This is a genomic window from Stenotrophomonas maltophilia group sp. msm4 (assembly GCF_032025605.1).
GTDB classification, from domain to species: domain Bacteria; phylum Pseudomonadota; class Gammaproteobacteria; order Xanthomonadales; family Xanthomonadaceae; genus Stenotrophomonas; species Stenotrophomonas sepilia.
Map to the genome: position 1 here is coordinate 546,883 of NZ_JAVSKK010000001.1, position 21,062 is coordinate 567,944.

General features: G+C 66.8%; 25 protein-coding genes and 1 pseudogene. 23 read left to right on the plus strand and 3 right to left on the minus strand.

Translation table 11 applies throughout. The features are described from left to right. Nucleotides 1-46: 46 nt before the first annotated feature. The 8 genes and pseudogenes from kdsA (at nucleotide 47) to truD (ending at nucleotide 5,539) form a co-directional block, all read left to right on the plus strand. Entirely contained in the window at nucleotides 47-877 is an 831-nt protein-coding gene (gene kdsA / locus ROV93_RS02610; protein WP_049412800.1) for a 3-deoxy-8-phosphooctulonate synthase, read from the plus strand. Then, nucleotides 874-1,221, plus strand: coding sequence for a hypothetical protein (locus tag ROV93_RS02615; RefSeq protein WP_072166696.1), 348 nt, complete (start codon nucleotides 874-876; stop codon nucleotides 1,219-1,221). Before kdsA ends, ROV93_RS02615 begins: the two co-directional genes overlap by 4 nt. Further along, nucleotides 1,221-1,537: pseudogene (locus ROV93_RS02620) on the plus strand (hypothetical protein). The gene ROV93_RS02615 and the pseudogene ROV93_RS02620 overlap by 1 nt, the downstream one beginning before the upstream one ends. Nucleotides 1,538-1,633: 96 nt before the next feature. Beyond that, entirely contained in the window at nucleotides 1,634-2,926 is a 1,293-nt protein-coding gene (gene eno, locus ROV93_RS02625) for a phosphopyruvate hydratase (RefSeq protein ID WP_072166694.1), read from the plus strand. Nucleotides 2,927-2,930: 4 nt separating this feature from the next. Continuing rightward, nucleotides 2,931-3,284 (plus strand): cell division protein FtsB, encoded by a 354-nt coding sequence (gene ftsB / locus ROV93_RS02630; protein ID WP_005416028.1) that lies wholly within the window; start codon nucleotides 2,931-2,933, stop codon nucleotides 3,282-3,284. After that, nucleotides 3,281-3,979 (plus strand): 2-C-methyl-D-erythritol 4-phosphate cytidylyltransferase, encoded by a 699-nt coding sequence (gene ispD, locus ROV93_RS02635; protein WP_005416029.1) that lies wholly within the window; start codon nucleotides 3,281-3,283, stop codon nucleotides 3,977-3,979. Before ftsB ends, ispD begins: the two co-directional genes overlap by 4 nt. A gap of 34 nt (nucleotides 3,980-4,013) precedes the next feature. Next, a complete protein-coding gene (ispF, locus tag ROV93_RS02640) occupies nucleotides 4,014-4,511 on the plus strand; it encodes a 2-C-methyl-D-erythritol 2,4-cyclodiphosphate synthase (protein WP_061480165.1) in 498 nt (165 codons plus the stop codon). Continuing rightward, complete coding sequence (gene truD, locus ROV93_RS02645; RefSeq protein ID WP_072166692.1) at nucleotides 4,508-5,539, plus strand: tRNA pseudouridine(13) synthase TruD; 1,032 nt, start codon at nucleotides 4,508-4,510, stop codon at nucleotides 5,537-5,539. Before ispF ends, truD begins: the two co-directional genes overlap by 4 nt. A 70-nt stretch (nucleotides 5,540-5,609) precedes the next feature. Here truD and ROV93_RS02650 read toward each other — a convergent pair whose 3' ends face one another. After that, a complete protein-coding gene (locus ROV93_RS02650; protein WP_072166690.1) occupies nucleotides 5,610-6,149 on the minus strand; it encodes a Smr/MutS family protein in 540 nt (179 codons plus the stop codon). A gap of 209 nt (nucleotides 6,150-6,358) precedes the next feature. On the opposite strand from ROV93_RS02650, the gene surE reads away from it, so the two are divergent. The 5 genes from surE to ROV93_RS02675 all read left to right on the plus strand — a co-directional run bounded on the left by surE (nucleotide 6,359) and on the right by ROV93_RS02675 (nucleotide 9,904). After that, nucleotides 6,359-7,138 (plus strand): 5'/3'-nucleotidase SurE, encoded by a 780-nt coding sequence (gene surE / locus ROV93_RS02655; RefSeq protein ID WP_005416031.1) that lies wholly within the window; start codon nucleotides 6,359-6,361, stop codon nucleotides 7,136-7,138. After that, complete coding sequence (locus ROV93_RS02660) at nucleotides 7,135-7,812, plus strand: protein-L-isoaspartate(D-aspartate) O-methyltransferase (protein WP_005416032.1); 678 nt, start codon at nucleotides 7,135-7,137, stop codon at nucleotides 7,810-7,812. Before surE ends, ROV93_RS02660 begins: the two co-directional genes overlap by 4 nt. A gap of 18 nt (nucleotides 7,813-7,830) precedes the next feature. After that, nucleotides 7,831-8,445 (plus strand): YqaA family protein, encoded by a 615-nt coding sequence (locus ROV93_RS02665; protein WP_005416033.1) that lies wholly within the window; start codon nucleotides 7,831-7,833, stop codon nucleotides 8,443-8,445. Then, complete coding sequence (locus ROV93_RS02670; RefSeq protein WP_005416034.1) at nucleotides 8,442-9,224, plus strand: peptidoglycan DD-metalloendopeptidase family protein; 783 nt, start codon at nucleotides 8,442-8,444, stop codon at nucleotides 9,222-9,224. Before ROV93_RS02665 ends, ROV93_RS02670 begins: the two co-directional genes overlap by 4 nt. A gap of 191 nt (nucleotides 9,225-9,415) precedes the next feature. Then, on the plus strand, nucleotides 9,416-9,904 hold the full coding sequence (locus tag ROV93_RS02675) for a hypothetical protein (protein ID WP_072166688.1): 489 nt from the start codon (nucleotides 9,416-9,418) through the stop codon (nucleotides 9,902-9,904). Between the two features lie 28 nt (nucleotides 9,905-9,932). Here the strand turns inward: ROV93_RS02675 and ROV93_RS02680 are convergent, their stop codons facing one another. Further along, on the minus strand, nucleotides 9,933-10,307 hold the full coding sequence (locus ROV93_RS02680; protein WP_061480160.1) for an Mth938-like domain-containing protein: 375 nt from the start codon (nucleotides 10,305-10,307) through the stop codon (nucleotides 9,933-9,935). Nucleotides 10,308-10,320: 13 nt separating this feature from the next. Then, the gene (gene yhbY / locus ROV93_RS02685; protein WP_019658872.1) at nucleotides 10,321-10,626 is read right to left on the minus strand and encodes a ribosome assembly RNA-binding protein YhbY; all 306 of its coding nucleotides are present in this window, start codon (nucleotides 10,624-10,626) and stop codon (nucleotides 10,321-10,323) included. Nucleotides 10,627-10,691: 65 nt separating this feature from the next. Here yhbY and rlmE point away from each other — a divergent pair, with 65 nt between their 5' ends. From rlmE to lexA, 10 genes are all read left to right on the plus strand, one after another. Then, nucleotides 10,692-11,324 carry a 23S rRNA (uridine(2552)-2'-O)-methyltransferase RlmE gene (rlmE, locus tag ROV93_RS02690; protein WP_005409014.1) on the plus strand — a complete coding sequence of 211 codons (633 nt, stop codon included), beginning with the start codon at nucleotides 10,692-10,694 and terminating at the stop codon, nucleotides 11,322-11,324. A gap of 69 nt (nucleotides 11,325-11,393) precedes the next feature. Next, nucleotides 11,394-13,328 carry an ATP-dependent zinc metalloprotease FtsH gene (ftsH, locus tag ROV93_RS02695; protein WP_005416038.1) on the plus strand — a complete coding sequence of 645 codons (1,935 nt, stop codon included), beginning with the start codon at nucleotides 11,394-11,396 and terminating at the stop codon, nucleotides 13,326-13,328. Nucleotides 13,329-13,430: 102 nt separating this feature from the next. After that, the gene (locus ROV93_RS02700) at nucleotides 13,431-13,616 is read left to right on the plus strand and encodes a hypothetical protein (RefSeq protein WP_049482998.1); all 186 of its coding nucleotides are present in this window, start codon (nucleotides 13,431-13,433) and stop codon (nucleotides 13,614-13,616) included. Nucleotides 13,617-14,294: 678 nt separating this feature from the next. Then, nucleotides 14,295-15,191, plus strand: a complete 897-nt coding sequence (folP, locus tag ROV93_RS02705) for a dihydropteroate synthase (protein ID WP_072166686.1) — start codon at nucleotides 14,295-14,297, stop codon at nucleotides 15,189-15,191. Further along, entirely contained in the window at nucleotides 15,191-16,144 is a 954-nt protein-coding gene (miaA, locus tag ROV93_RS02710) for a tRNA (adenosine(37)-N6)-dimethylallyltransferase MiaA (protein WP_072166685.1), read from the plus strand. Before folP ends, miaA begins: the two co-directional genes overlap by 1 nt. Before the next feature lie 96 nt (nucleotides 16,145-16,240). Then, on the plus strand, nucleotides 16,241-16,516 hold the full coding sequence (hfq, locus tag ROV93_RS02715; protein ID WP_004152891.1) for an RNA chaperone Hfq: 276 nt from the start codon (nucleotides 16,241-16,243) through the stop codon (nucleotides 16,514-16,516). Nucleotides 16,517-16,530: 14 nt separating this feature from the next. After that, on the plus strand, nucleotides 16,531-17,841 hold the full coding sequence (gene hflX, locus ROV93_RS02720; protein WP_072166683.1) for a ribosome rescue GTPase HflX: 1,311 nt from the start codon (nucleotides 16,531-16,533) through the stop codon (nucleotides 17,839-17,841). Between the two features lie 116 nt (nucleotides 17,842-17,957). Continuing rightward, the gene (locus ROV93_RS02725; protein ID WP_176698757.1) at nucleotides 17,958-18,458 is read left to right on the plus strand and encodes a nicotinamide-nucleotide amidohydrolase family protein; all 501 of its coding nucleotides are present in this window, start codon (nucleotides 17,958-17,960) and stop codon (nucleotides 18,456-18,458) included. 34 nt (nucleotides 18,459-18,492) lie between these two features. Further along, entirely contained in the window at nucleotides 18,493-20,175 is a 1,683-nt protein-coding gene (gene ubiB, locus ROV93_RS02730; RefSeq protein ID WP_072166933.1) for a 2-polyprenylphenol 6-hydroxylase, read from the plus strand. A 182-nt stretch (nucleotides 20,176-20,357) separates the two neighbouring features. Further along, nucleotides 20,358-20,993: a transcriptional repressor LexA gene (lexA, locus tag ROV93_RS02735; protein ID WP_005416045.1), complete on the plus strand. Its 636-nt coding sequence runs from the start codon at nucleotides 20,358-20,360 to the stop codon at nucleotides 20,991-20,993. Nucleotides 20,994-21,062 lie beyond the last annotated feature (69 nt).

The following is a 21,062-nucleotide window of genomic DNA, read 5'->3' on the forward strand; positions in this document are numbered from 1 at the left end:
CCCAGCGCACCGGCCCGGCCGGTGCTGCGGACAACAAGGAAACGCCATGAAACTGTGTGGATTCGAGGTCGGGCTGGACCAGCCCCTGTTCCTGATCGCCGGCCCCTGCGTGATCGAGTCGATGCAGCTGCAGCTCGATACCGCCGGCAAGCTGAAGGAGATTACCGACAAGCTCGGCGTCAACTTCATCTTCAAGTCCAGCTTCGACAAGGCCAACCGCACTTCGGGTACCGCCTTCCGCGGCCCGGGCATGGAAGAGGGCCTGAAGGTCCTGGCCGAGGTCAGGAAGCAGATCGGCGTGCCGGTGCTGACCGACGTCCACGAGTACACTCCGATGGATGAAGTGGCCTCGGTGGTGGATGTGCTGCAGACCCCGGCCTTCCTGGTCCGCCAGACCGACTTCATCCGCAAAGTGTGCTCGGCCGGCAAGCCGGTCAACATCAAGAAGGGCCAGTTCCTGGCGCCGTGGGACATGAAGCCGGTCGTGGAGAAGGCCAAGGCCACCGGCAACGAGCAGATCATGGTCTGCGAGCGCGGTGCCAGCTTCGGCTACAACAACCTGGTCAGCGACATGCGTTCGCTGGCGGTGATGCGCGAGACCGGTTGCCCGGTGGTGTTCGACGCCACCCATTCGGTGCAGCTGCCGGGCGGGCAGGGCACCAGTTCCGGTGGCCAGCGTGAGCACGTGCCGGTGCTGGCCCGTGCCGCCGTGGCGGTGGGCATCTCCGGCCTGTTCGCCGAGACTCATCCGGACCCGTCCAAGGCGCTGTCCGATGGTCCCAACGCGTGGCCGCTGGACCAGATGGAGGCCCTGCTCGAGACCCTGATGGAACTCGACGCGGTGACCAAGAAGCACGGTTTCTCGCGCTTCGCGTGAGTCGTGACCCGTGGATGGCGCTGGAAACCCAGCGTCACCGCCGGCACTGGAGACAGTGGCCGTGGGGTCTGCTCGCGCTGGGGCTGTCCGTGGTGTTCACCGTGGGCATGTTCTGCCTGGTGCTGATCGGTGCTGCATCGGTGCGGCCACCGGGTGATGGCAGCAGCGCGCCCGATCTTCGGGCGTACTTCATTGCGCTGCTGGTGGCAGAGCTGGTCGGCGCCGTGGGGTGCGTCGCTGCCGCCGTACTGGCCTGGCGCCTGAACCGTGGCAAGGTGGCCGCCGGGTTGGCGATCGTCCTGCTGTCGCTGTGGCTTGGTGCCCTGTTCTACGGGCTGTTCTGATGAATGCGACCCTGGCAACCCGTGATCGGCCCTGGGGCCTGATCGCGCTGGCGCTGGCTGTTCTTGCCTGGGCCGGCCTGATGGCAGCTGTATTCGCCTTCGCCGCCAGTTTCGGTTCGCCCGGGGATGGCAGCCATGGCATGCAGGCCATGCAGTACTGGATCCTGGCTGCACTGACCATGCTCGTGCTGTCCTTTGTTGGCAGCCTGGTGGCGATGGTGATGGCCTGGCGTTGCCGCCGCGGCGGCGTATTGGCCGCCATTGCCGGTGGCCTGTGTCGTTGATCCTGATGGTGATCGGGGCCACTCTGGCCTGACGGCGCCTGCGCCATTTGGCAAGTGGCAGGCAGCCGGGGATAATCACGCGGCATTCGTTTTGTCGCCCCCTCTCCAGACAGGTAACCGGCCCGACCATGAGTACGATCCGCAGCATCCACGCCCGTGAAATCCTCGACAGCCGTGGCAATCCCACGCTGGAAGCCGAAGTCATCCTGGAGGACGGTTCGTTCGGTCGCGCCGCGGTTCCCTCCGGCGCCTCGACCGGTACCAAGGAAGCGGTCGAGCTGCGTGACGGCGACAAGACCCGTTACCTGGGCAAGGGCGTGCGCAAGGCCGTGGACAACGTCAACACCACGATTGCCGCCGCGCTGAAGGGCTTCGAAGCCACCGACCAGGCCGGCCTCGACCGTCGCCTGATCGATCTGGACGGCACCGAGAACAAGGGGCGGCTGGGTGCCAACGCGCTGCTGGGTGTTTCGATGGCCGCCGCGCACGCCGCCGCCGCATCCAGCAAGCAGGCGCTGTGGCAGTACCTGGCCGCCCGGACAGGCGTGGCGCCGTCGCTGCCGGTGCCGATGATGAACATCATCAATGGCGGTGCGCATGCCGACAACAACGTCGACTTCCAGGAGTTCATGGTGCTGCCGGTGGGCTTCACCTCGTTCTCCGAAGCATTGCGCGCTGGTACCGAAATCTTCCATTCGCTGAAGTCGGTGCTGAAGGGCCACGGCCTGAGCACGGCGGTGGGCGACGAAGGCGGCTTCGCGCCGGACTTCCGCAGCAACGTCGAAGCGCTGGACACCATCCTCGAAGCGATCGGCAAGGCTGGCTACACCGCTGGTGAAGACGTGCTGCTGGGCCTGGACGTGGCCTCCAGTGAGTTCTTCGAGAACAGCAAGTACAACCTGGTCGGCGAGAACAAGCGCCTGACCTCCGAACAGTTCGTCGACTTCCTCGCCGACTGGGCCGCGCAGTACCCGATCATCACGATCGAAGACGGCCTGGCCGAGAACGACTGGGCGGGCTGGAAGCTGCTGACCGACCGCATCGGCAAGAAAGTGCAGCTGGTCGGTGACGACCTGTTCGTGACCAACCCGAAGATCTTCCAGGAAGGCATCGACTCGGGCACCGCCAACGCGATCCTGATCAAGGTCAACCAGATCGGCACCCTCAGCGAAACCCTGGAAGCGATCGCCATGGCCGACCGCGCCGGCTATGCCGCCGTGGTCTCGCACCGCTCGGGCGAAACCGAAGACACCACCATCGCCGATATCGCGGTGGCCACCACCGCCACCCAGATCAAGACCGGCTCGCTGTGCCGCAGCGATCGCGTGGCCAAGTACAACCAGCTGCTGCGCATCGAGGAAGCCCTCGGCGCCGGCGCGCGTTACGCCGGTCGTGACGCGTTCGTTTCGCTGAAGCGCTGAGCCGATGCGCGACTGGCGCTGGATGCTGCTGGTGCTGGCCCTGTTGCTGGGCTGGCTGCAGTACCGCTTCTGGTTCGGTCCGGGCAATTCGGGTGAAGTGATGATGCTCGAAGCCCAGGTCGCCAACCAGGAGCGGGACAATGAGGGCCTGCAGCAGCGCAACGACGCGCTGGCCGCTGAAGTGAAGGACCTCAAGGAAGGCCAGTCCGCCATCGAGGAACGCGCGCGCAGCGAGCTGGGCATGATCAAACCCGGCGAGAAGTTCTACCGCGTGGTCGAGGATGCGCCGGTCCGTCCGGCGCAGCCCGCTGCAGGCGTCACTGTCCAGGCCGGCGATCACCCGGCGGACGTGCCATGAGCGCGGCGATCTGGGTGGTGGTTCCGGCTGCCGGCCGTGGCGCCCGCTTTGGTGCGCCGCTGCCCAAGCAGTACCTGCAGGCGGGCGGGCAGATCCTGCTCGCCCATACCCTGGACGCGCTGCTGGCGCATCCGGCCGTGGCTGGCGCAATGGTGGTGATCGGCCAGGACGATGGCGACTGGCCGGGCTGGAGCGAATGGGCCGGCAAACCGGTACTGACCTGCATCGGTGGCGCGACCCGTGCCGCCTCGGTGCTGGCCGGGCTGCAGGCACTGCCGGACTCGGTGCGCGCCGACGAATTCGTGCTGGTCCACGACGCCGCGCGACCCAACCTGTCGCTGGCTGATCTTGGCCGCCTGCTTGAAGTCGGGCGTGCCGATCCGGTCGGGGCGATCCTGGCCGCACCGGTGCGCGACACCCTCAAGCGTGCGGGCGACGACGGTGGCATCGATGGCACCGAACCGCGCGAGCGGCTGTGGCGTGCGCTGACACCACAGCTGTTCCGCCGCCACCAGCTCAGCCGCGCGCTGTCTGACGCCGCCGCTGCCGGTGTCGAAGTCACCGACGAGGCCATGGCCATGGAGCGCCAGGGCCAGCGCCCGCTGCTGGTGGAAGGCAGCGAGGACAACTTCAAGGTCACCACCCCGGCCGATCTGGACCGGTTCGAATTCGTACTTTCCCGCCGCGCCGGCTGACTGCCTGCGCGGCCCTGCTGCAAGGGCTGCATCCATGAGCACCGCACCGTTCCCGCCCGTCCGTATCGGCCAGGGTTACGACGTCCATGCCTTCGGTGAAGGCGATCACATCATGCTCGGCGGGGTGAACGTGCCGCACAGCTGCGGCGTGCTGGCGCACAGCGACGGTGACGTGATCCTGCACGCCTTGTGCGATGCGATGCTCGGTGCGTTGGCACTGGGCGACATCGGCCAGCATTTCCCGCCGAGCGATGATCGCTGGAAGGGCGCCGACAGCAGCGATTTCGTGCGCCATTGCGACAGCCTGCTGCGCGAGCGTGGCTGGCGCGTTGGCAACACCGACATCACCGTGATCTGCGAGCGGCCGAAGGTTGGCCCGCATGCGCTGGCCATGCGTGAGCGCATTGGTGGGTTGCTGCAGCTGCCGCTGGACGCGGTCAGCGTCAAGGCCACCACCTCGGAGAAGCTGGGCTTCACCGGCCGCAGTGAAGGCATCGCCGCGCAGGCGGTCGTGTTGCTGGTGGCGGCATGATCCCGCTGCCGTTGGCGTTTGGTGCGCCGCTGTTGACGGCGCGCATCCGCACCACGCCGGACGATTTCCAGGTGGATGAACTGCCGGCGTTCGAGGCCACCGGTGAAGGCGAGCACCTGCTGCTGCACATCCGCAAGCGCGGCGCCAACACCGTGCATGTGGCCAAGCTGCTGGCCAAGTGGGCGGGCCTGCCGGAAATGGCGGTGAGCTACGCAGGCATGAAGGATCGCCATGCGGTCACCACCCAGCGTTTCAGCGTGCACCTGCCCAAGCGCATCGCGCCGGACCTGGCCGAGCTGGCCAGTGACGAGATCGAAGTGCTCGAAGCGACCTGGCACAACCGCAAGCTGCAGCGTGGTGCACTGGCCGGCAACCGCTTCAGGCTGGTGCTGCGCGAGGTGCAGGGCGATGCTGCGGCGATCAGCGAGCGCCTGCAGCAGATCGCCGGGCGCGGCTTGCCGAACTGGTTTGGCGAGCAGCGCTTCGGCCGCGACGGCGGCAACGTGCCGGCGGCATTGGCGATGTTCGGTGGCCGCCGCATGCGCAAGGACCAGCGTTCGCTGCTGCTGTCAGCCGCCCGCTCGGCGCTGTTCAATCGTGTGCTCGCCGCGCGCGTGGAGCAGGGCAACTGGGATCAACCGCTGGACGGTGAAGTGTGGATGCTCGATGGCAGCCGCAGCGTGTTCGGCCCCGAACCCTACACCGACGTGCTGGCCGAGCGCCTGGCGCGTTTCGACATCCATCCCAGCGCTCCGCTGTGGGGCGAAGGCGAGCTGCGCAGCGCCGACGCTGCACGTGAGCTGGAGCTGGCCGCGCTGGACGACGAGGAATCGAAGGCGCTGCGCGCTGGCCTGGAAGACGCACGGCTGAAGCAGGAGCGCCGCGCGCTGCGCCTGCGCCCGGCATTGCTGCAGCATCAGTGGCTGGCCAGTGATGTACTGGAACTCTCGTTCGCGTTGCCGCCGGGCTGCTACGCCACCGCCGTGCTGCACGAACTCGGCCCCGTCGAAGACGCCGCGCAGGCCTGATAGAAAAAGGGGACGGAGGGAATCAAGTCGTTTGTGGCACAAACGACTTGATTCCCTCCGTCCCTGTTTCTCAACGCCGTGCCAGCAGCACCAGCACCGCGCCGGTGCCGCCTTGCCCGGCCGGCGCCGAATGAAACGCCAGCACGTCGTTGCGCAGCCGCAGCAGACGATCGACCAGGTTCTTCAGCACCGGTGCACCGCCATCGGATTGCAGGCCCTTGCCGTGGATGATGCGCACGCAGCCATACTCGTGTGCATGCGCTTCCAGCAGGAACTGGCGCAGCAGGGTTTCCGCCTGCGCGGCGGTGGCGCCGTGCAGGTCCAGCTCATCCTGCACCGAATACTGGCCGCGCTTGAGACGCTGGAACAGGCGCGGTGGCAGGTTGTCGCGGCGGTAGCTGGCCACGTCGCCCGCTTCCAGCGGCGTACTGTCGCGCAGCAGCCGGGCGAACTCGCCCGCGGCTTCGGCGTCGTCGCGTTCGGCCATGCGTGCGCGCGGCTTCGGCCGGGGCGCAGCAGGCGCCGGTTCGGCATCCTTGCGCAGCGGCGTCACTTCACCGATGGCCGCACGGAACAGCGCGGCCGGATCTTCGTCTTCAGGGTGCGACATGCGCACAGGGTAAACCGCCGGCGCGGGTCTGCCTATGACGGCTCGATGTCGGTCGTGACCGCCGGCAGGGTAGGACCGGCGGCTCGCATGCGGCACAATAGACGATGCCCTTGCAGGGTCGACGGCTTCCGCAGGGGAGTACGACGGTCCCGCCCACACTGCACGGTGACGGAATCGAATTCTTGGAAAATCAAGCGGTTAAATCGAAGATGCGAATCCTGGTCAGTAATGACGATGGTGTCGACGCCGCAGGCATCCGGATGCTTGCTTCGGTCCTGCGCGAGGCCGGACACGAAGTCACGGTGGTCGCGCCTGACCGCGATCGCTCCGGTGCCAGCAACTCGCTGACCCTGGACCTGCCGATCCGGCTCAAGCGCATCGACCATTACACCGTCTCGGTGGCGGGCACGCCGACCGACTGCGTGCATCTGGCGCTGACCGGCCTGCTTGAATTCGAGCCGGACATCGTCGTGTCAGGCATCAACAACGCCGCCAACCTCGGCGACGACGTGATCTATTCCGGCACCGTCTCGGCGGCGATGGAAGGCCGCTTCCTCGGCCTGCCGGCGGTGGCGGTCTCGCTGGTCACCCGCAACCACGATCCGAAGCACTTCGACACCGCCGCGCGTGCCGCAGTGGAGATCGTGGCCCGGCTCAAGGCCGATCCGCTGCCGGCCGACACCATCCTCAACGTCAACGTGCCGGATCTGCCGTGGAGCGAGGTCAAGGGCTTCGAGGTCACCCGCCTCGGCAACCGCCATCGTGCCGAAGGCTGCATCGCGCAGAAGGATCCGCGCGGCAACGAGGTGTACTGGATCGGCCCGGCCGGGCGCGAGCAGGACTCCGGCCCGGGCACCGACTTCCACGCGGTGCGTACCGGCCACATCTCGATCACCCCGATCCAGGTGGACCTGACCCGCTACCAGGCGCTGGAGAAAGTGGCCAGCTGGGTGGGTGGCCTCAGCGCCGCGCTGGACCGGCCGGCATGAGTCCACGCCTGCGACTGCAGCCGGAAGCTGTCGGCATCGGCATGACCTCGCAGCGCGTGCGTGACCGTCTGGTCGATCGCCTGCGCGAAGCTGGCATCGTCGACGAGTCCACCTTGAACGCAATCCGGGTAGTGCCGCGCCACCTGTTCATCGATGAAGCACTGGCCTCGCGTGCCTATGAGGACACCGCGCTGCCGATTGGCCATGGCCAGACCATCTCGCAGCCCTGGGTGGTCGCCCGGATGACCGAGGCAGTGCTCCAGGTCGCGCCGAAGCGCGTGCTGGAAGTCGGCACCGGCTCGGGCTACCAGGCCGCCATCCTGGGCGCGCTGGGCCTGGAGGTCTACACCGTGGAGCGAATCGGTGACCTGTTGCGGCAGGCACGCAAGCGCTTCCGCGCACTGGGCATGAACATCCGCACCAAGCATGACGACGGTCGCGCCGGATGGGCCGAGCACGGTCCGTTCGATGCCATCGTGGTCACCGCCGCGGCGCCTGCACTGGTCGATGAACTGGTCGGGCAGCTGGCTGAAGGGGGGCGCCTGGTGGCGCCGGTGGGTGGCCCGGGCGGACAGTCGCTGGTGCAGCTGGACCGCAAGCCCGATGGCAGCATCGAACAACGCGTGCTGGCGCCGGTCACGTTCGTGCCGCTGCTGTCTGGCATGCTCGACTAATCCACGGAGCAGGGTTGCATGAAGATTTTCGGGCCGCTGTACGAGCGGGCGATGAAGTGGGCGGCGCACGAACGCGCGCCGACCTATCTGACGGTATTGAGTTTCTTTGAAGCGATCATCTTCCCGGTGATGCCGGAAGTGATGCTGGCACCGATGTGCGTGGCCCAGCCCAAGCGTGGCTGGTGGTTCGCCACCCTCAGCCTGGCGGGCTCGATGGTCGGCGCGCTGGTGGGTTACGCGCTGGGTCATTACGCTTTCGAGGCGATCAAGCCAGTGTTCGAGGCGCTGGGCATGCTTCCAGCGATCGAGCAGGGCATCACCACCGTGCAGGCGAAGATGGCCGAATCACCGTGGGCGGTGTTCACCTTCCTGGTGCTGGGCGGCTTCATGCCGATCCCGATGAAGGTCTTCACGTGGGCATCGGGTATCGTCGGCGTACCGATGCCGCAGTACCTGTTGAGCATGTTGATCGGTCGTGGCAAGCGCGTGTTCGTGCTGGCCGCGGTCATCCGTATCGGTGGTGCGCGTGCCGAAGCGGCGCTGCGTCGCTGGATTGAACCGCTGGGCTGGATCGCCACCGTGCTGGTGGTGGTGCTGATCGCCTGGCTTGTATGGAGGTCGAAGTTCGCATGAATCCTGATCGTCTGAGCAAGGGAGTGCGCATCGGCGCGCTGGCGTTGCTGGTTTCCACACTGGCCGCTTGCGGTACCGCCACCGTGGTCCGCCCGGGCGGCGGCAATGCTGGTGGCGTGACCACGCCGAAGACCTCGGTACCCAAGCCTGGGCAGACCGTGGTGGTGCGCAAGGGCGACACCATCTATGCGCTGGCCCGCATCCATGACATCACCCCGGCCGACCTGATTGCCTGGAATCGTCTGGACAACCCGTCGACCATCTACCCCGGCCAGGTGATCCGCCTGTATCCGCAGGGGGCCACCAGCGGCCGTGCGCCGACCACGGTGGTCACCCCGCCGCGTTCGGCTGGCAGCAGTGGCGGCAGCACCGCGCCGGCCCCGGCGCCGGTCGGGCCGGTGAAGAGCAACATCGCCTGGCGCTGGCCAGCCGATGGCGCGATCGTCGGCCGCTACGTGGCCGGTGACGCGACCAAGCAGGGCGTGGACATCGCCGGCACCAGCGGCCAGCCGGTCAAGGCAACCGCCAACGGTGTGGTGGTGTACTCCGGTGCCGGCCTGGTCGGCTACGGCGAACTGATCATCATCAAGCACAGCGACCAGTGGCTGTCCGCCTATGGTCACAACCGCAAGCGCCTGGTGAATGAAGGGCAGAGCGTGAAGGCTGGCGAGCAGATCGCCGAAATGGGCCGCACCGGTGCGAACCGCGACATGGTCCACTTCGAGATTCGCTACAACGGCAAGCCGGTCGATCCGCAGCAGTACCTGCCGGCACGGTGACGCGGTTGGAACAGGGAATGCCGGGCCATGCCTGGCGTTCCTGACCTGTAGAGTCGAACCATGCTCGACTCGCTGTACGCTGGCCGCCGCGAGTGGCCATCTGCGATCTTCAGTGGCGCATCTCAAGCTTCCCGGCAAGCCAGGGAAGCGGCATGCTTCAACGGAACCAGCCCCCCCCGATCCGGTGCCGCATGTCTCGACCAACAGCCCTTTTCGTGCTGCTCATCGTCGCGCCTTTGGCGACCGCCGCCAGCGATCCACGTGACGTGGTCACCCGTCTCTACGACGCCATCCAGGCGCCGACGTCGAACGAAACGGCCATTTCTTCGCTGCTGGGCGATGCACTGCGCTCAGCGGTCGATGCGCAGCATGCTTACGAGCGGGCCTGTACCGCGTTGGCCGCGCACGATGAGAAACCGCACATGCTCGACCAGAGTCCGTATCTGCTGGCGCCGGATCGACCGGACACGGTAGCGGTGGGAATGCCCGAATCGAGGGGTGACGCGACCTGGGTCCGCGTCGACATGGCAGTGGGCGACTATCGCTGGACCGACCGGGTCCTGCTGCAGCGGCAGGACCGCGACTGGAAGGTCATGGATATCCGATGGGGGCAGGGCGGCCACCTGATCGGCCGGCTCCAGGAGTTCTCGGCACTCCGCTGCGCGCCTTCAGGCCGCTAGCGGCCGGAGGCGCCGGTGGCTCGAGAACTCAGCCTTCCAGGATGAAAGCAGCCGCAACCTTGCGGCCTTCGCCGGCCAGGATGTTGAAGGTGCGTGCAGCAGCCGGATTGTTCATCACTTCCAGGCCGATGCCGCGGGACAGGCAGGCGGCCATTACCACCGCCGGCGGGAACACCTGGCGGTCACCGGTACCCAGCACGATCAGCGCCGGATTCAGCGCCAGGATCGGCTCGAGGTCCGCCAGCTGCAACGCAGCGGCACTCGCCACCGGCCAATGCGCGACCAGCTGGTCCGGGGTCAGGAAGAAGCTGCCGTCCAGCACCTGGTCATTGACCTTGGCCGAGCGGCCATCGGCGGCGCGCAGGCTGTAGGCGTAGTCGGGCGGTTCGTGGTTCAGCTGCATGACGGTAGGGCGATCAGCCGCGCGGCAGCACGATCTGGCGCTGTTCCCTGCTCGGGCGGTACAGCACGGCGACGTGGCCGATGCGCTGCACCAGCGCGCTTTCGGTGGCTTCGACGATCTCGCCGATCATCACGTCACGGGCCTCGCGGTCTTCGGCAGCGACCTTCACCTTGACCAGCTCGTGGCGCTCCAGCACTTCGTTCAGCTCAGCAATGAAGGCCGGGGTCACACCCTTGCCGCCGGTCTGCAGCAGGGCCTTCAGGTCGTGGGCTTGGCCGCGCAGGAAACGGGTCTGGGAGGCGGTCAGGGCGATGGACATGCAGGAAAAGACGGTTGAATGGGGCGATCAGGGTATCATGAGGACCCCATCAGCCCCTATTTTCAATGGCTACCCGCAGCAAAAGCAGCCAGCGCTGGCTCAAGGAACACTTCTCCGACCCCTTCGTGAAGAAGGCCCAGGCCGAAGGCATGCGCTCGCGTGCCGCCTACAAGCTCGAAGAGCTGCTGGAACGTGACCGGTTGCTGAAGCCGCACATGGTGGTGGTCGACCTCGGCGCGGCCCCGGGCGGCTGGTCTCAACAGGTGCGGAGACAGATCGGCGATACCGGCCGGGTGCTGGCCCTGGATATCCTGGACATGCCGCCGCTGGCCGGCGTGGAGTTCCTTCATGGTGACTTCAGGGAAGAAGCCGTCCTATCGCAGTTTGAAGCCATGCTCGGGGACCAGCCGGTAGACCTTGTGCTGTCGGACATGGCCCCCAATAAGAGTGGTGTGGGCGCGGTCGACCAGCCGCGGATGATGCATCTGGCGGAGCTGGCCCTGGATTTTGCCGACAACCACCTCAAGACCGGTGGGGCGTTCCTGATCAAGCTGTTCCAGGGCGAGGGCTTTGACGACTACGTGCGCGACATGCGCCGCCGGTACGACAAGGTCTCCATCCGCAAGCCGGAAGCCTCGCGCAAGCGCTCTCCCGAGGTGTACGCCTTGGGTCAGGGAAAACGCGCCCACATGAAGTAAGCTCGCAATGTACGCAAGTTCGACCCCCACGCAACGCCAGCACTGAGAGGAACACCGGAGCCAATGAGGATGAACGACTTGACCAAGAACCTCCTGCTATGGGTGGTCGTCGCCGTCGTGCTGATGGTGGTCTTCCAGAGCTTCTCGCCGAAGTCCTCCGGAGCCGGCGCGCAGGGTGCGTCGTACTCGCAGTTCCTGGACCAGGTGGACAGCGGCAACGTGCAGAAGGTCGCCTTCGGCGGCGACATGCGCGGCGGCACCAGCCAGCTGACCTACACCACCCGCGGCGGGCAGACATCCACCATCACCGCACCGTTCGATCGCGACCTGATCAACGTGCTGCGCACCAAGAACGTGGAGATCGTGCAGGAGGAGCCGTCCAGCGGCATCTCCCTGGGCGCGATCCTGATGAATTTCCTGCCGGTCATCCTGATCATCGGCTTCTGGTTGTTCATCATGCGGCAGATGCAGGGCGGGGGCGGCGGTGCCAAGGGCGCGATGTCCTTCGGCAAGTCGCGCGCCAAGCTGCAGGGCGAAGACCAGATCAAGGTCACCTTCGCCGACGTCGCCGGCTGCGATGAGGCCAAGGAAGAAGTGGGCGAGCTGGTCGACTTCCTGCGCGACCCGTCCAAGTTCACCAAGCTCGGTGGCAAGATTCCGCGCGGCGTGCTGATGGTCGGGCCGCCGGGTACCGGCAAGACGCTGCTGGCCAAGGCCATTGCCGGCGAAGCCAAGGTGCCGTTCTTCTCGATTTCCGGTTCGGACTTCGTGGAAATGTTCGTCGGCGTCGGCGCCAGCCGCGTGCGCGACATGTTCGAGCAGGCCAAGAAGCATGCCCCGTGCATCATCTTCATCGACGAAATCGACGCCGTCGGTCGTCACCGTGGCGCCGGCCTGGGCGGTGGCCATGACGAGCGCGAGCAGACCCTGAACCAGCTGCTGGTCGAAATGGACGGTTTCGAGGGCGGTGAAGGCGTGATCGTGATCGCCGCCACCAACCGTCCGGACGTGCTGGACCCGGCGCTGCTGCGCCCGGGTCGCTTCGACCGCCAGGTCGTGGTTGGCCTGCCGGACGTGAAGGGTCGCGAGCACATCCTGAAGGTCCACATGCGCAAGCTGCCGCTCGCCGACGATGTCGAGCCGATGGTGATCGCGCGGGGTACCCCGGGCTTCTCCGGTGCTGATCTGGCCAACCTGTGCAACGAGGCGGCCCTGTTCGCCGCGCGTGGCAACGAGAAGGAAGTCCGCATGGACCACTTCGACCGTGCCCGCGACAAGATCCTGATGGGTGCCGAGCGCCGCTCGATGGCCATGAGCGAAGAAGAGAAGACCCTGACCGCCTACCACGAAGCCGGCCACGCCATTGTCGGCCGCCTGGTGCCCGAGCACGACCCGGTCTACAAGGTCACGATCATCCCGCGCGGCCGTGCGCTGGGCGTGACCATGTACCTGCCGGAGGGCGACAAGTATTCGATGAACCGCGTGGCGATCAAGTCGCAGCTGTGCTCGCTGTACGGTGGTCGTGTGGCCGAGGAGCTGATCTTCGGTGCCGACAAGGTCACCACGGGCGCTTCCAACGACATCGAACGCGCCACCAAGATGGCCCGCAACATGGTCACCAAGTGGGGCCTGTCCGACCAGCTCGGCCCGATCGCCTATGGCGAAGAGGATGACGAGGTGTTCCTGGGCCGATCGGTCACCCAGCACAAGAGCGTGTCCAACGACACCGCGCGTCGCATCGATGAGGAAGTGCGCAAGATCCTCGACGAAGCCTACGCGCGCACCACCGAGCTGATGACGGCCAACCTGGACAAGCTGCACGCGATGTCCCAGCTGCTGCTGCAGTACGAGACGATCGACGCGCCGCAGATCGACGCCATCATGGAAGGCCGCGATCCGCCGCCGCCGGCCGGCTGGAGCAAGTCGAACAAGGATGGTGGCAACGACAAGGGCGGCGACGCCCGTCCGCTGCCGCCGATCGCGGGCCCGGCCGAATCGCACTGACGGCCCGCTGCGCGTGACACCAGACGAGGCCGGGGCAACCCGGCTTCGTCGTTTCCGGGCTACCGGCCCATTCCGAAGAACCGAACTGACGCTGGAGCCCGCATGTCCGCCCCGAAGCCCGAACCGATTTCCCACACCGCCGAGATGGTGATCGCCACCGTGGTCGGCGTCGGTGTGGGCCTGGGAGCCGACAATCTGCTGCTGGGCTGCGTGGTGGGTATCGCCGTTGGCATCGTGCTGAGCATCGCCAAGACCCTGTACGTGGACCGCAAGCGCCGCCGCCGTTGAGGGGGTGTCGGCAGGGCTGCGCCCTGCACCCGCGGTAGTGCCGGCCGCTGGCCGTCAACCTCAACAGCAACAGCAACAGCGGGCTTTCCGTAGGATGGCGGGGCGGTGTCGGAGTGCGGGGGCGCTGCAAGTACGTCCCTGTAAGCTTGGCAGCCGCATCCATGCGGCTGACACCCTGCCCTCCGACACCACCCCACCTCTGACAGATTCCTGCTGCTGTTGGTGGCTGTCGACCTTGGTCGACACGGTAGATCCACGCCATGCGTGGATGAATCTCTGTCAGATATCGAAATCAATATGGGGTCAGATCCGTTTTCCTCCGGAAAACGGATCTGACCCCGGTATTTGTTCCAACAGATCGCGGAAATCTGTCGAAAGCGGGGTGGGTCCGGTTGCGGGAGTGTCCGCGGCATGGATGCCGCGGCCAAGCCCCCATGGGTGAGGGCGCTTTGCTTGCGAAGCACTGCTTCGCAAGCGCCCGAACGCACAGCCGCCAGCGGCTGGGCCGGACCGCGGAGCGGGGTTCACGGCGTCTCCCGCAGCCGGACCCACCCCGCCTACCCTCAGGAAACCAGCTTCTGCTGTGGCCTGGGCTTTTGCTGTGGCCGTTGCCTCTGCGGGTGCAGGGCGCAGCCCTGCCGAACTAAACTACCCACCGTTGTCCCTGCAGGATTGCCCATGTTCGATACCTCGCCCCAGCTCGACTGCGCCGGCCGCATCCTGCGCCTCGACCGTGCCCAGGTCATGGGCATCGTCAACGTCACCCCGGACTCCTTCTCCGATGGCGGCGCGCACGACACCACCGAGGCCGCAGTCGCTCATGGCCTGAAGCTGGTCGAGGAGGGCGCGGACCTTCTCGATATCGGCGGCGAATCGACCCGGCCGGGCGCTGCGCCGGTATCGGTGGAGGAGGAACTGCGCCGGGTGATTCCGGTGATCGAGCAGCTGGCCGCACGCACCCGGGTGCCGATCAGCATCGACACCTTCAAGCCGGAAGTGATGCGCGCGGCCGTGGCGGCTGGCGCTGGCATGATCAACGACATCTTCGGCCTGCGTCAGGAAGGGGCGCTGGACGCCGCCGCTGCAACCGGCGTGCCGGTGGTGCTGATGCACATGCAGGGCGAGCCAGGCCACATGCAGGTCGATCCACATTACGACGACGTGGTCGCCGAGGTGCACGGCTTCCTGGTGCAGCGTCTGTTCGCTGCCGAGATGGCGGGCATTGCGAAGAAGAACCTGCTGATCGATCTCGGTTTCGGTTTCGGCAAGACCACTGCCCACAACATGACCCTGCTGGCACGCTCCGAGCGGTTCCTGGAGCTGGGCGTGCCGATGCTGGCCGGCCTGTCGCGCAAGCGCAGCCTGGGCGAACTGACCGGTCGCGATACGCCGTCCGAGCGGGTAGCGGCCTCGGTGGCCGCGCACCTGATCGCAGTCCAGCGTGGCGCGCGCATCGTACGCGTGCATGACGTGGCGGCCACAGTTGATGCGCTGAAGATCTGGCAGGCGGTGGAAGCCGTACCGACGCCGCGCGCCGACGCTGCGCCGACGATCCGCTGGCCGGACGAAGACTGATGGGCATCGACCGGCGGCCGCTGGCGATCGCCGTGATGGGGCCGACGGCCAGTGGCAAGACCGCCACGGCGATCGCCCTGGCGCGGCAGCTGGACGGTGAGATCGTCAGCGTCGACTCGGCACTGGTATACCGCCACCTGGACATCGGTTCGGCCAAGCCCGATGCGACGGAGCGCGCGCAGGCGCCGCACCATCTGCTGGACCTGCGTGACCCCTGGCAGACCTACTCGGCGGCCGAGTTCGCCGCCGATGCCGGGCGGGTCGTGGCCGACATCGTGGCGCGTGGCAGGACGCCGATCCTGGCCGGTGGCACTGGCCTGTACTTCCGGGCGCTGCTGCAGGGCCTGTCGCCGATGCCGGAGGCCGACCCGGCAATACGCGAAGCGCTCAGCGCCGAGGCGGCCGAGCGTGGCTGGGCGGCACTGCACGCCGAGCTGGCCAAGGTCGACCCGGCCGCCGCCGCACGCATCCATGCCACCGATCCGCAACGCATCCAGCGGGCGCTGGAGGTCTATCGCCTGACCGGTATCCCCATTACTGAATGGCAGCGCCGGCCGGGCGTAGCGCCATTGCCGGTGCGCACCCTCAAGCTGATCCTCGCTCCACGCGACCGTGCGGTTCTGCACCAGCGCATCGAGGCGCGCTTCGACGCCATGCTGGGGCAGGGGTTTCTCGACGAGGTGCGGGCATTGCGCGCGATGCCGGAAATGGCAGCCGTGGCGGCGCCCCTGGACCTGCCGGCAGTGCGTGCGGTCGGCTATCGGCAGGCCTGGGAGTACCTGGACGGGGAGGGTGATGCCGCCCGTTTCCGTGACAAGGCGATCTTCGCCACCCGGCAACTGGCCAAGCGCCAGCTGACCTGGCTGCGCGGCGAGCTTGATGCGCGCTGGTTCGACCCCCATGTTGACGGGGAGCGCCTGGCCAGCGCGGTGTCGACCTTCGTCGAACGCTGAATCCCCGCCAGCCGTGTAACATCATCGGTCGGCGGGCGGCTCGGGGGCCGCGGCAACCGTCGGCAACCCAATAAGAACAATAATCAGGAGTGTGCAATGTCCAAGGGGCAATCGCTGCAGGATCCTTTCTTGAACGCACTGCGGCGCGAACGCGTGCCGGTTTCGGTGTACCTGGTGAACGGCATCAAGCTGCAGGGCACGATCGAGTCGTTCGACCAGTTCGTGGTCCTGCTGCGCAACACGGTCAGTCAGATGGTCTACAAGCACGCCATTTCCACCGTCGTTCCGGCACGCAACGTGAAGGTCGGTCCGGGCGGTGGTTACGTGCAGTCGGGTGAAGGCGGTCAGGCAGGTGATGAAGCAGACGAGTAATACCGGAGCGGTGAATGTTTGACCGCTCGAAAAAGGGTGAACACGCCCTGTTGATCCAGCCCCATTTCGGCAAGCTGGAAGACGATGTGCTCGAAGAATTCGGTGATCTGGCCCGCTCGGCCGGGGCCAGCATCGCCGCGACGATCACTGCGCGCCTGGACCGTCCGAATCCGTCGACCCTGATCGGCAGCGGCAAGCTGGACGAGATCAAGGCTGCGGCCGACGCCAGCGGGGCCGACCTGATCCTGGTCAATCATGCATTGAGCCCGGGCCAGGAACGCAACCTGGAACGTTTCCTCGAGCGCCGCGTGATCGACCGCACCGGCCTGATCCTGGACATCTTCGCCCAGCGTGCGCACAGCCACGAAGGCAAGCTGCAGGTCGAACTGGCACAGCTGCGCCACCTGGCTACGCGGCTGGTGCGCGGCTGGACCCATCTGGAGCGCCAGCGCGGCGGTTCGATCGGCCTGCGCGGCCCGGGTGAAACCCAGCTGGAAACCGACCGCCGCCTGCTGCAGAAGCGGGTGGAACAGCTGCAGAAGCGCCTGGAAAAGGTCGAAGTGCAGCGCACCCAGATGCGCCGTGCGCGTGTGCGCAGCGAGCTGCCGCGCGTGGCCCTGGTGGGCTACACCAACGCCGGCAAGTCGACTCTGTTCAACGCCATGACCGGCGCTGAGGCCTATGCCGCCGACCAGCTGTTCGCAACGCTGGATCCGACCGTGCGCCGCATCGCGGTGCCGGGGGGCAACGTGGTGCTGGCCGATACCGTCGGCTTCGTCCGCGATCTGCCGCATGATCTGGTCGCGGCGTTCCGCTCGACCCTGTCCGAGGCGCGCGAGGCCGACTTCCTGCTGCATGTGGTCGACGCTGCCGATCCGCACCGCGAGGAGCGCATCGCCCAGGTCGACGAGGTGCTGACCGCAGTCGGTGCCGGTGACCTGCCGCAATTGCTGGTGTTCAACAAGATCGACCGCATCGACGGCGCCGACGTGCGCCACGATGGCCAGGACGGTATCCCGGATGAGTCGCGTCGTGAGCGGGTCTGGATTTCCGCGCGTGACGGGCGGGGGCTGGAGCTGCTGCAGGCGGTGCTGGGCAAGCGCCTGGGCCTGCAGCATGTCTCCGGCGAACTGCGCCTGCCGCCGGATGCCGGCCGCCTGCGCGCGCGCCTGCACCAGCTGGAAGTGATCCGCAGTGAGCAGGCTGATGAGGAAGGCTGGCTGCTGCATGTCGACTTGCCGATTGCCGAAGCCGAGAAGCTGGCCGGCAGTGTCGATGGCGCCCCGATCCGCGCGCTGCTGCCGGAAAAACCGCCGGAGTGGTGAGGTAGCGGCCGATGCCCGGTAGTGCCGGCCGCCGGCCGGCAGCGCAACCATCCCGGATGGGCGCGACATCTGGCTGTCATCTGCGGTACAACGTGCAGGTTCTTCACCCCACCGTCATGCCGATGTCCATCCCCACCGACGCTGAACTCAATAGCCAGTCCGCCGCGCTTGGGCAGCGCCTGGAGCAGGCCTCGCTGCAGCTGGTGACCGCTGAAAGCTGCAGTGGTGGCTGGATTGCAAAGTGCATGACCGACATCGCAGGTTCGTCGGCATTCTTCGACTGCGGCATGGTGGTCTACAGCTACGAAGCCAAGCAGCGGCTGTTGGGCGTGAGGGCGCAGACCCTGGAGCAGTACGGTGCGGTCAGCCGCGAAACCGTGCTGGAGATGGTGTCGGGTGCGCTGGTCAATTCCGGTGCCGGCATCGCGGTGGCGGTGACCGGCATTGCCGGACCGGGCGGTGGCAGCCCTGGCAAGCCGGTCGGCAGCGTCTGGATCGGCTGGAAGCGGCGCGGCGGCTACGCCCGCGCCGAGCTGTTCCAGTTCGAGGGCGACCGCGAAGCCATCCGCCGGCAAACCGTAGCGGCGGCATTGCGCGGCATCGACGCCCAGCTGTGACATGCTGCTCCGGTAATCGTCCGGAGCACGCATGATGTGGGAAACGCTGGGCACGGTCCGTGACCTGGGCCGACTGCAGGAAATTGCGGTCGTCCTGATCCGCTATGGCTTCGGTGACGTGGTGCGGCGCATCGGCCTGGCCACCACGCTGGAGCGCGCAGGGCGCCTGTTGCACTGGAACGAGGATCGCCAGGAACTGCTGCGGATGACCGCGCCGGTGCGCGTACGCAGCGCGATGCAGGATCTCGGCCCGACCTTCGTCAAGCTCGGGCAGGTGCTGGCGACGCGCGTCGACCTGCTGCCGCCGGAATGGATCGCTGAACTGTCCGAGCTGCAGAACGCGGTACCCGCGCTGCCGTATGCCGATATCCGCGAGCAGCTGGAGGCCGACCTGGGTGCCTCGCCTGCAGACGTGTTCGCCTTCCTCGATGAAATCCCGATGGCCGCCGCATCGCTGGCGCAGGCCCATCGTGCACGGCTGCACGACGGCCGCGAAGTAGTACTGAAGGTGCGCCGCCCCGGCATCCGTGACGTGGTTGAAGCCGACCTGCGGTTGCTGGCGCGCCTGGCCGAAATCGTCGAGGCGCGGCTGCCGGACCTGCGCCGCTATCGTCCGGCCGAGGTCGTGCAGCAGTTCACCGTGTCGCTGCGACGCGAGCTGGATTTCGCCGCCGAATGCCGCAACGCCGAGCGCATCGCGCGCAACTTCCACGGCCGTGACGACATCCTGATCCCCGGGGTGCACTGGCAGTGGACCTGCGAAAGCCTGAACGTCCAGGACTTCGTCAATGGCATTCCCGGCCGTGACCTGGCCGGCGTCGATGCGGCGGGCCTGGACCGGCGCGAACTGGCTCGGCGCGGTGCCGGCATCGTGCTCAAGATGGTGCTGGAGGACGGCTGCTTCCACGCCGACCCGCACCCCGGCAACATCCTCTACCTGCGTGACGGCCGCATCGGCGTGATTGACTTCGGCATGGTCGGCGCGTTGTCCGAAGTGCGCCGCTTCCAGGTCGCGCAGCTGCTGCACGGGCTGGTCGAGCAGGATCCGCAGGGCGTGGCCGATGTGCTGCTGGACTGGGCCGGCGGCGTGGAAGTTGACGAGAACCGCCTGCAGCACGACATCAGCCAGTTCGTCGACCAGTATCGCGGCGTGCCGCTGAAGGACCTGCGCATCGGCCTGATGCTGGGCGATATCACCCAGCTGCTGCGCAGCTACAGCCTGACCCTGCCGGCCGATCTGGCGCTGATGATCAAGGCCTTCCTGACCCTGGAAGGCATGGGCCGCCAGCTGGACCCGGATTTCGACATGGCCAGTGCCGCGCGCCCGTTCCTTGAACGGGTGGTGCTGCAGCGCTATGCGCCCAGGGCGCTGCTCAAGCGTGGCCGACGCAGCCTGCTGGGCCTGGTCGACTTCGCCGGGGAATTGCCGCGCGACCTGCGCAAGCTGGTCCAGGCCGCACGCCGCGGCCGCCTCCAGCTGAAGGTGGAAACCACCGCGCTGCAGGGCTTCGGCGAACAGGTGAATCGGGCAGCGAACCGGCTGGTGATGGGTATCGTCACCGCCGCACTGATCATCGGGTCCTCGATCGTGATGCACAGCGTTGGCGGGGTCTCCAGTCGCTGGCTGCTGGCGCTGGGGGTGTGCGGGTTCATCGGCGCCGGCTTCTGTGGCGTGTGGATCCTGTACTCGATATGGAGGAGCGGCAAGCACACATAGTGTGCTTGCCGCAGCGGTTCCCCACTGGAACCGCGGAATCGCTGCGCGATTCCGGTAGGGCCAATCGCTGGTCGGCTGCTTTTTGCCTTTGCCGCCCGGCCATTGGCCCAACTGCCGAGCATGGCGCGGCACTACAGACCCGGCACTTGCAGTTGTGCGCATTAGTAGTAATACTACTAACCATGGACCTGACCGACACCCAGCAGGCGATCCTGCAGTTGATCGCCGAGCGTATCGAGAGCGAAGGCGCACCGCCGTCGCAGACTGAAATCGCACGTGCGTTCGGCTTCAAGGGCGTGCGCGCGGCCCAGTACCACCTGGAAGCCCTGGAGCAGGCCGGTGCGATCCGTCGCATCCCGGGCCAGGCTCGCGGCATCCGCCTGGTGCAGGCACCGCCGGTCGAAAAGCTCGCCGAGCCGGGCCTTCCGGACAGCGTGCTGCGCTTGCCGGTGCTGGGCCGGGTCGCTGCCGGCCTGCCGATCGGTGCCGACATCGGCTCCGACGATTTCGTGGTGCTGGACCGGGTGTTCTTCTCGCCAGCGCCGGACTACCTGCTGAAAGTGCAGGGCGACTCAATGATCGACGAGGGCATCTTCGACGGCGACCTGATCGGCGTACACCGCACCCGCGACGCCCGTTCCGGGCAGATCGTGGTGGCCCGCATCGATGACGAGATCACCGTCAAGCTGCTGAAGATCGCCAAGGACCGCATCCGCCTGCTGCCGCGCAATCCCGATTACAAGCCGATCGAGGTGCTGCCGGACCAGGATTTTGCGATCGAAGGCCTCTATTGCGGCCTGCTTCGGCCCAATCGTTGACCCGCTCCATAGTGCATTACCCCGCGGTCTTTTGTGGCGATTCTCTGGTTCCACTGAGGTTGGTACGGA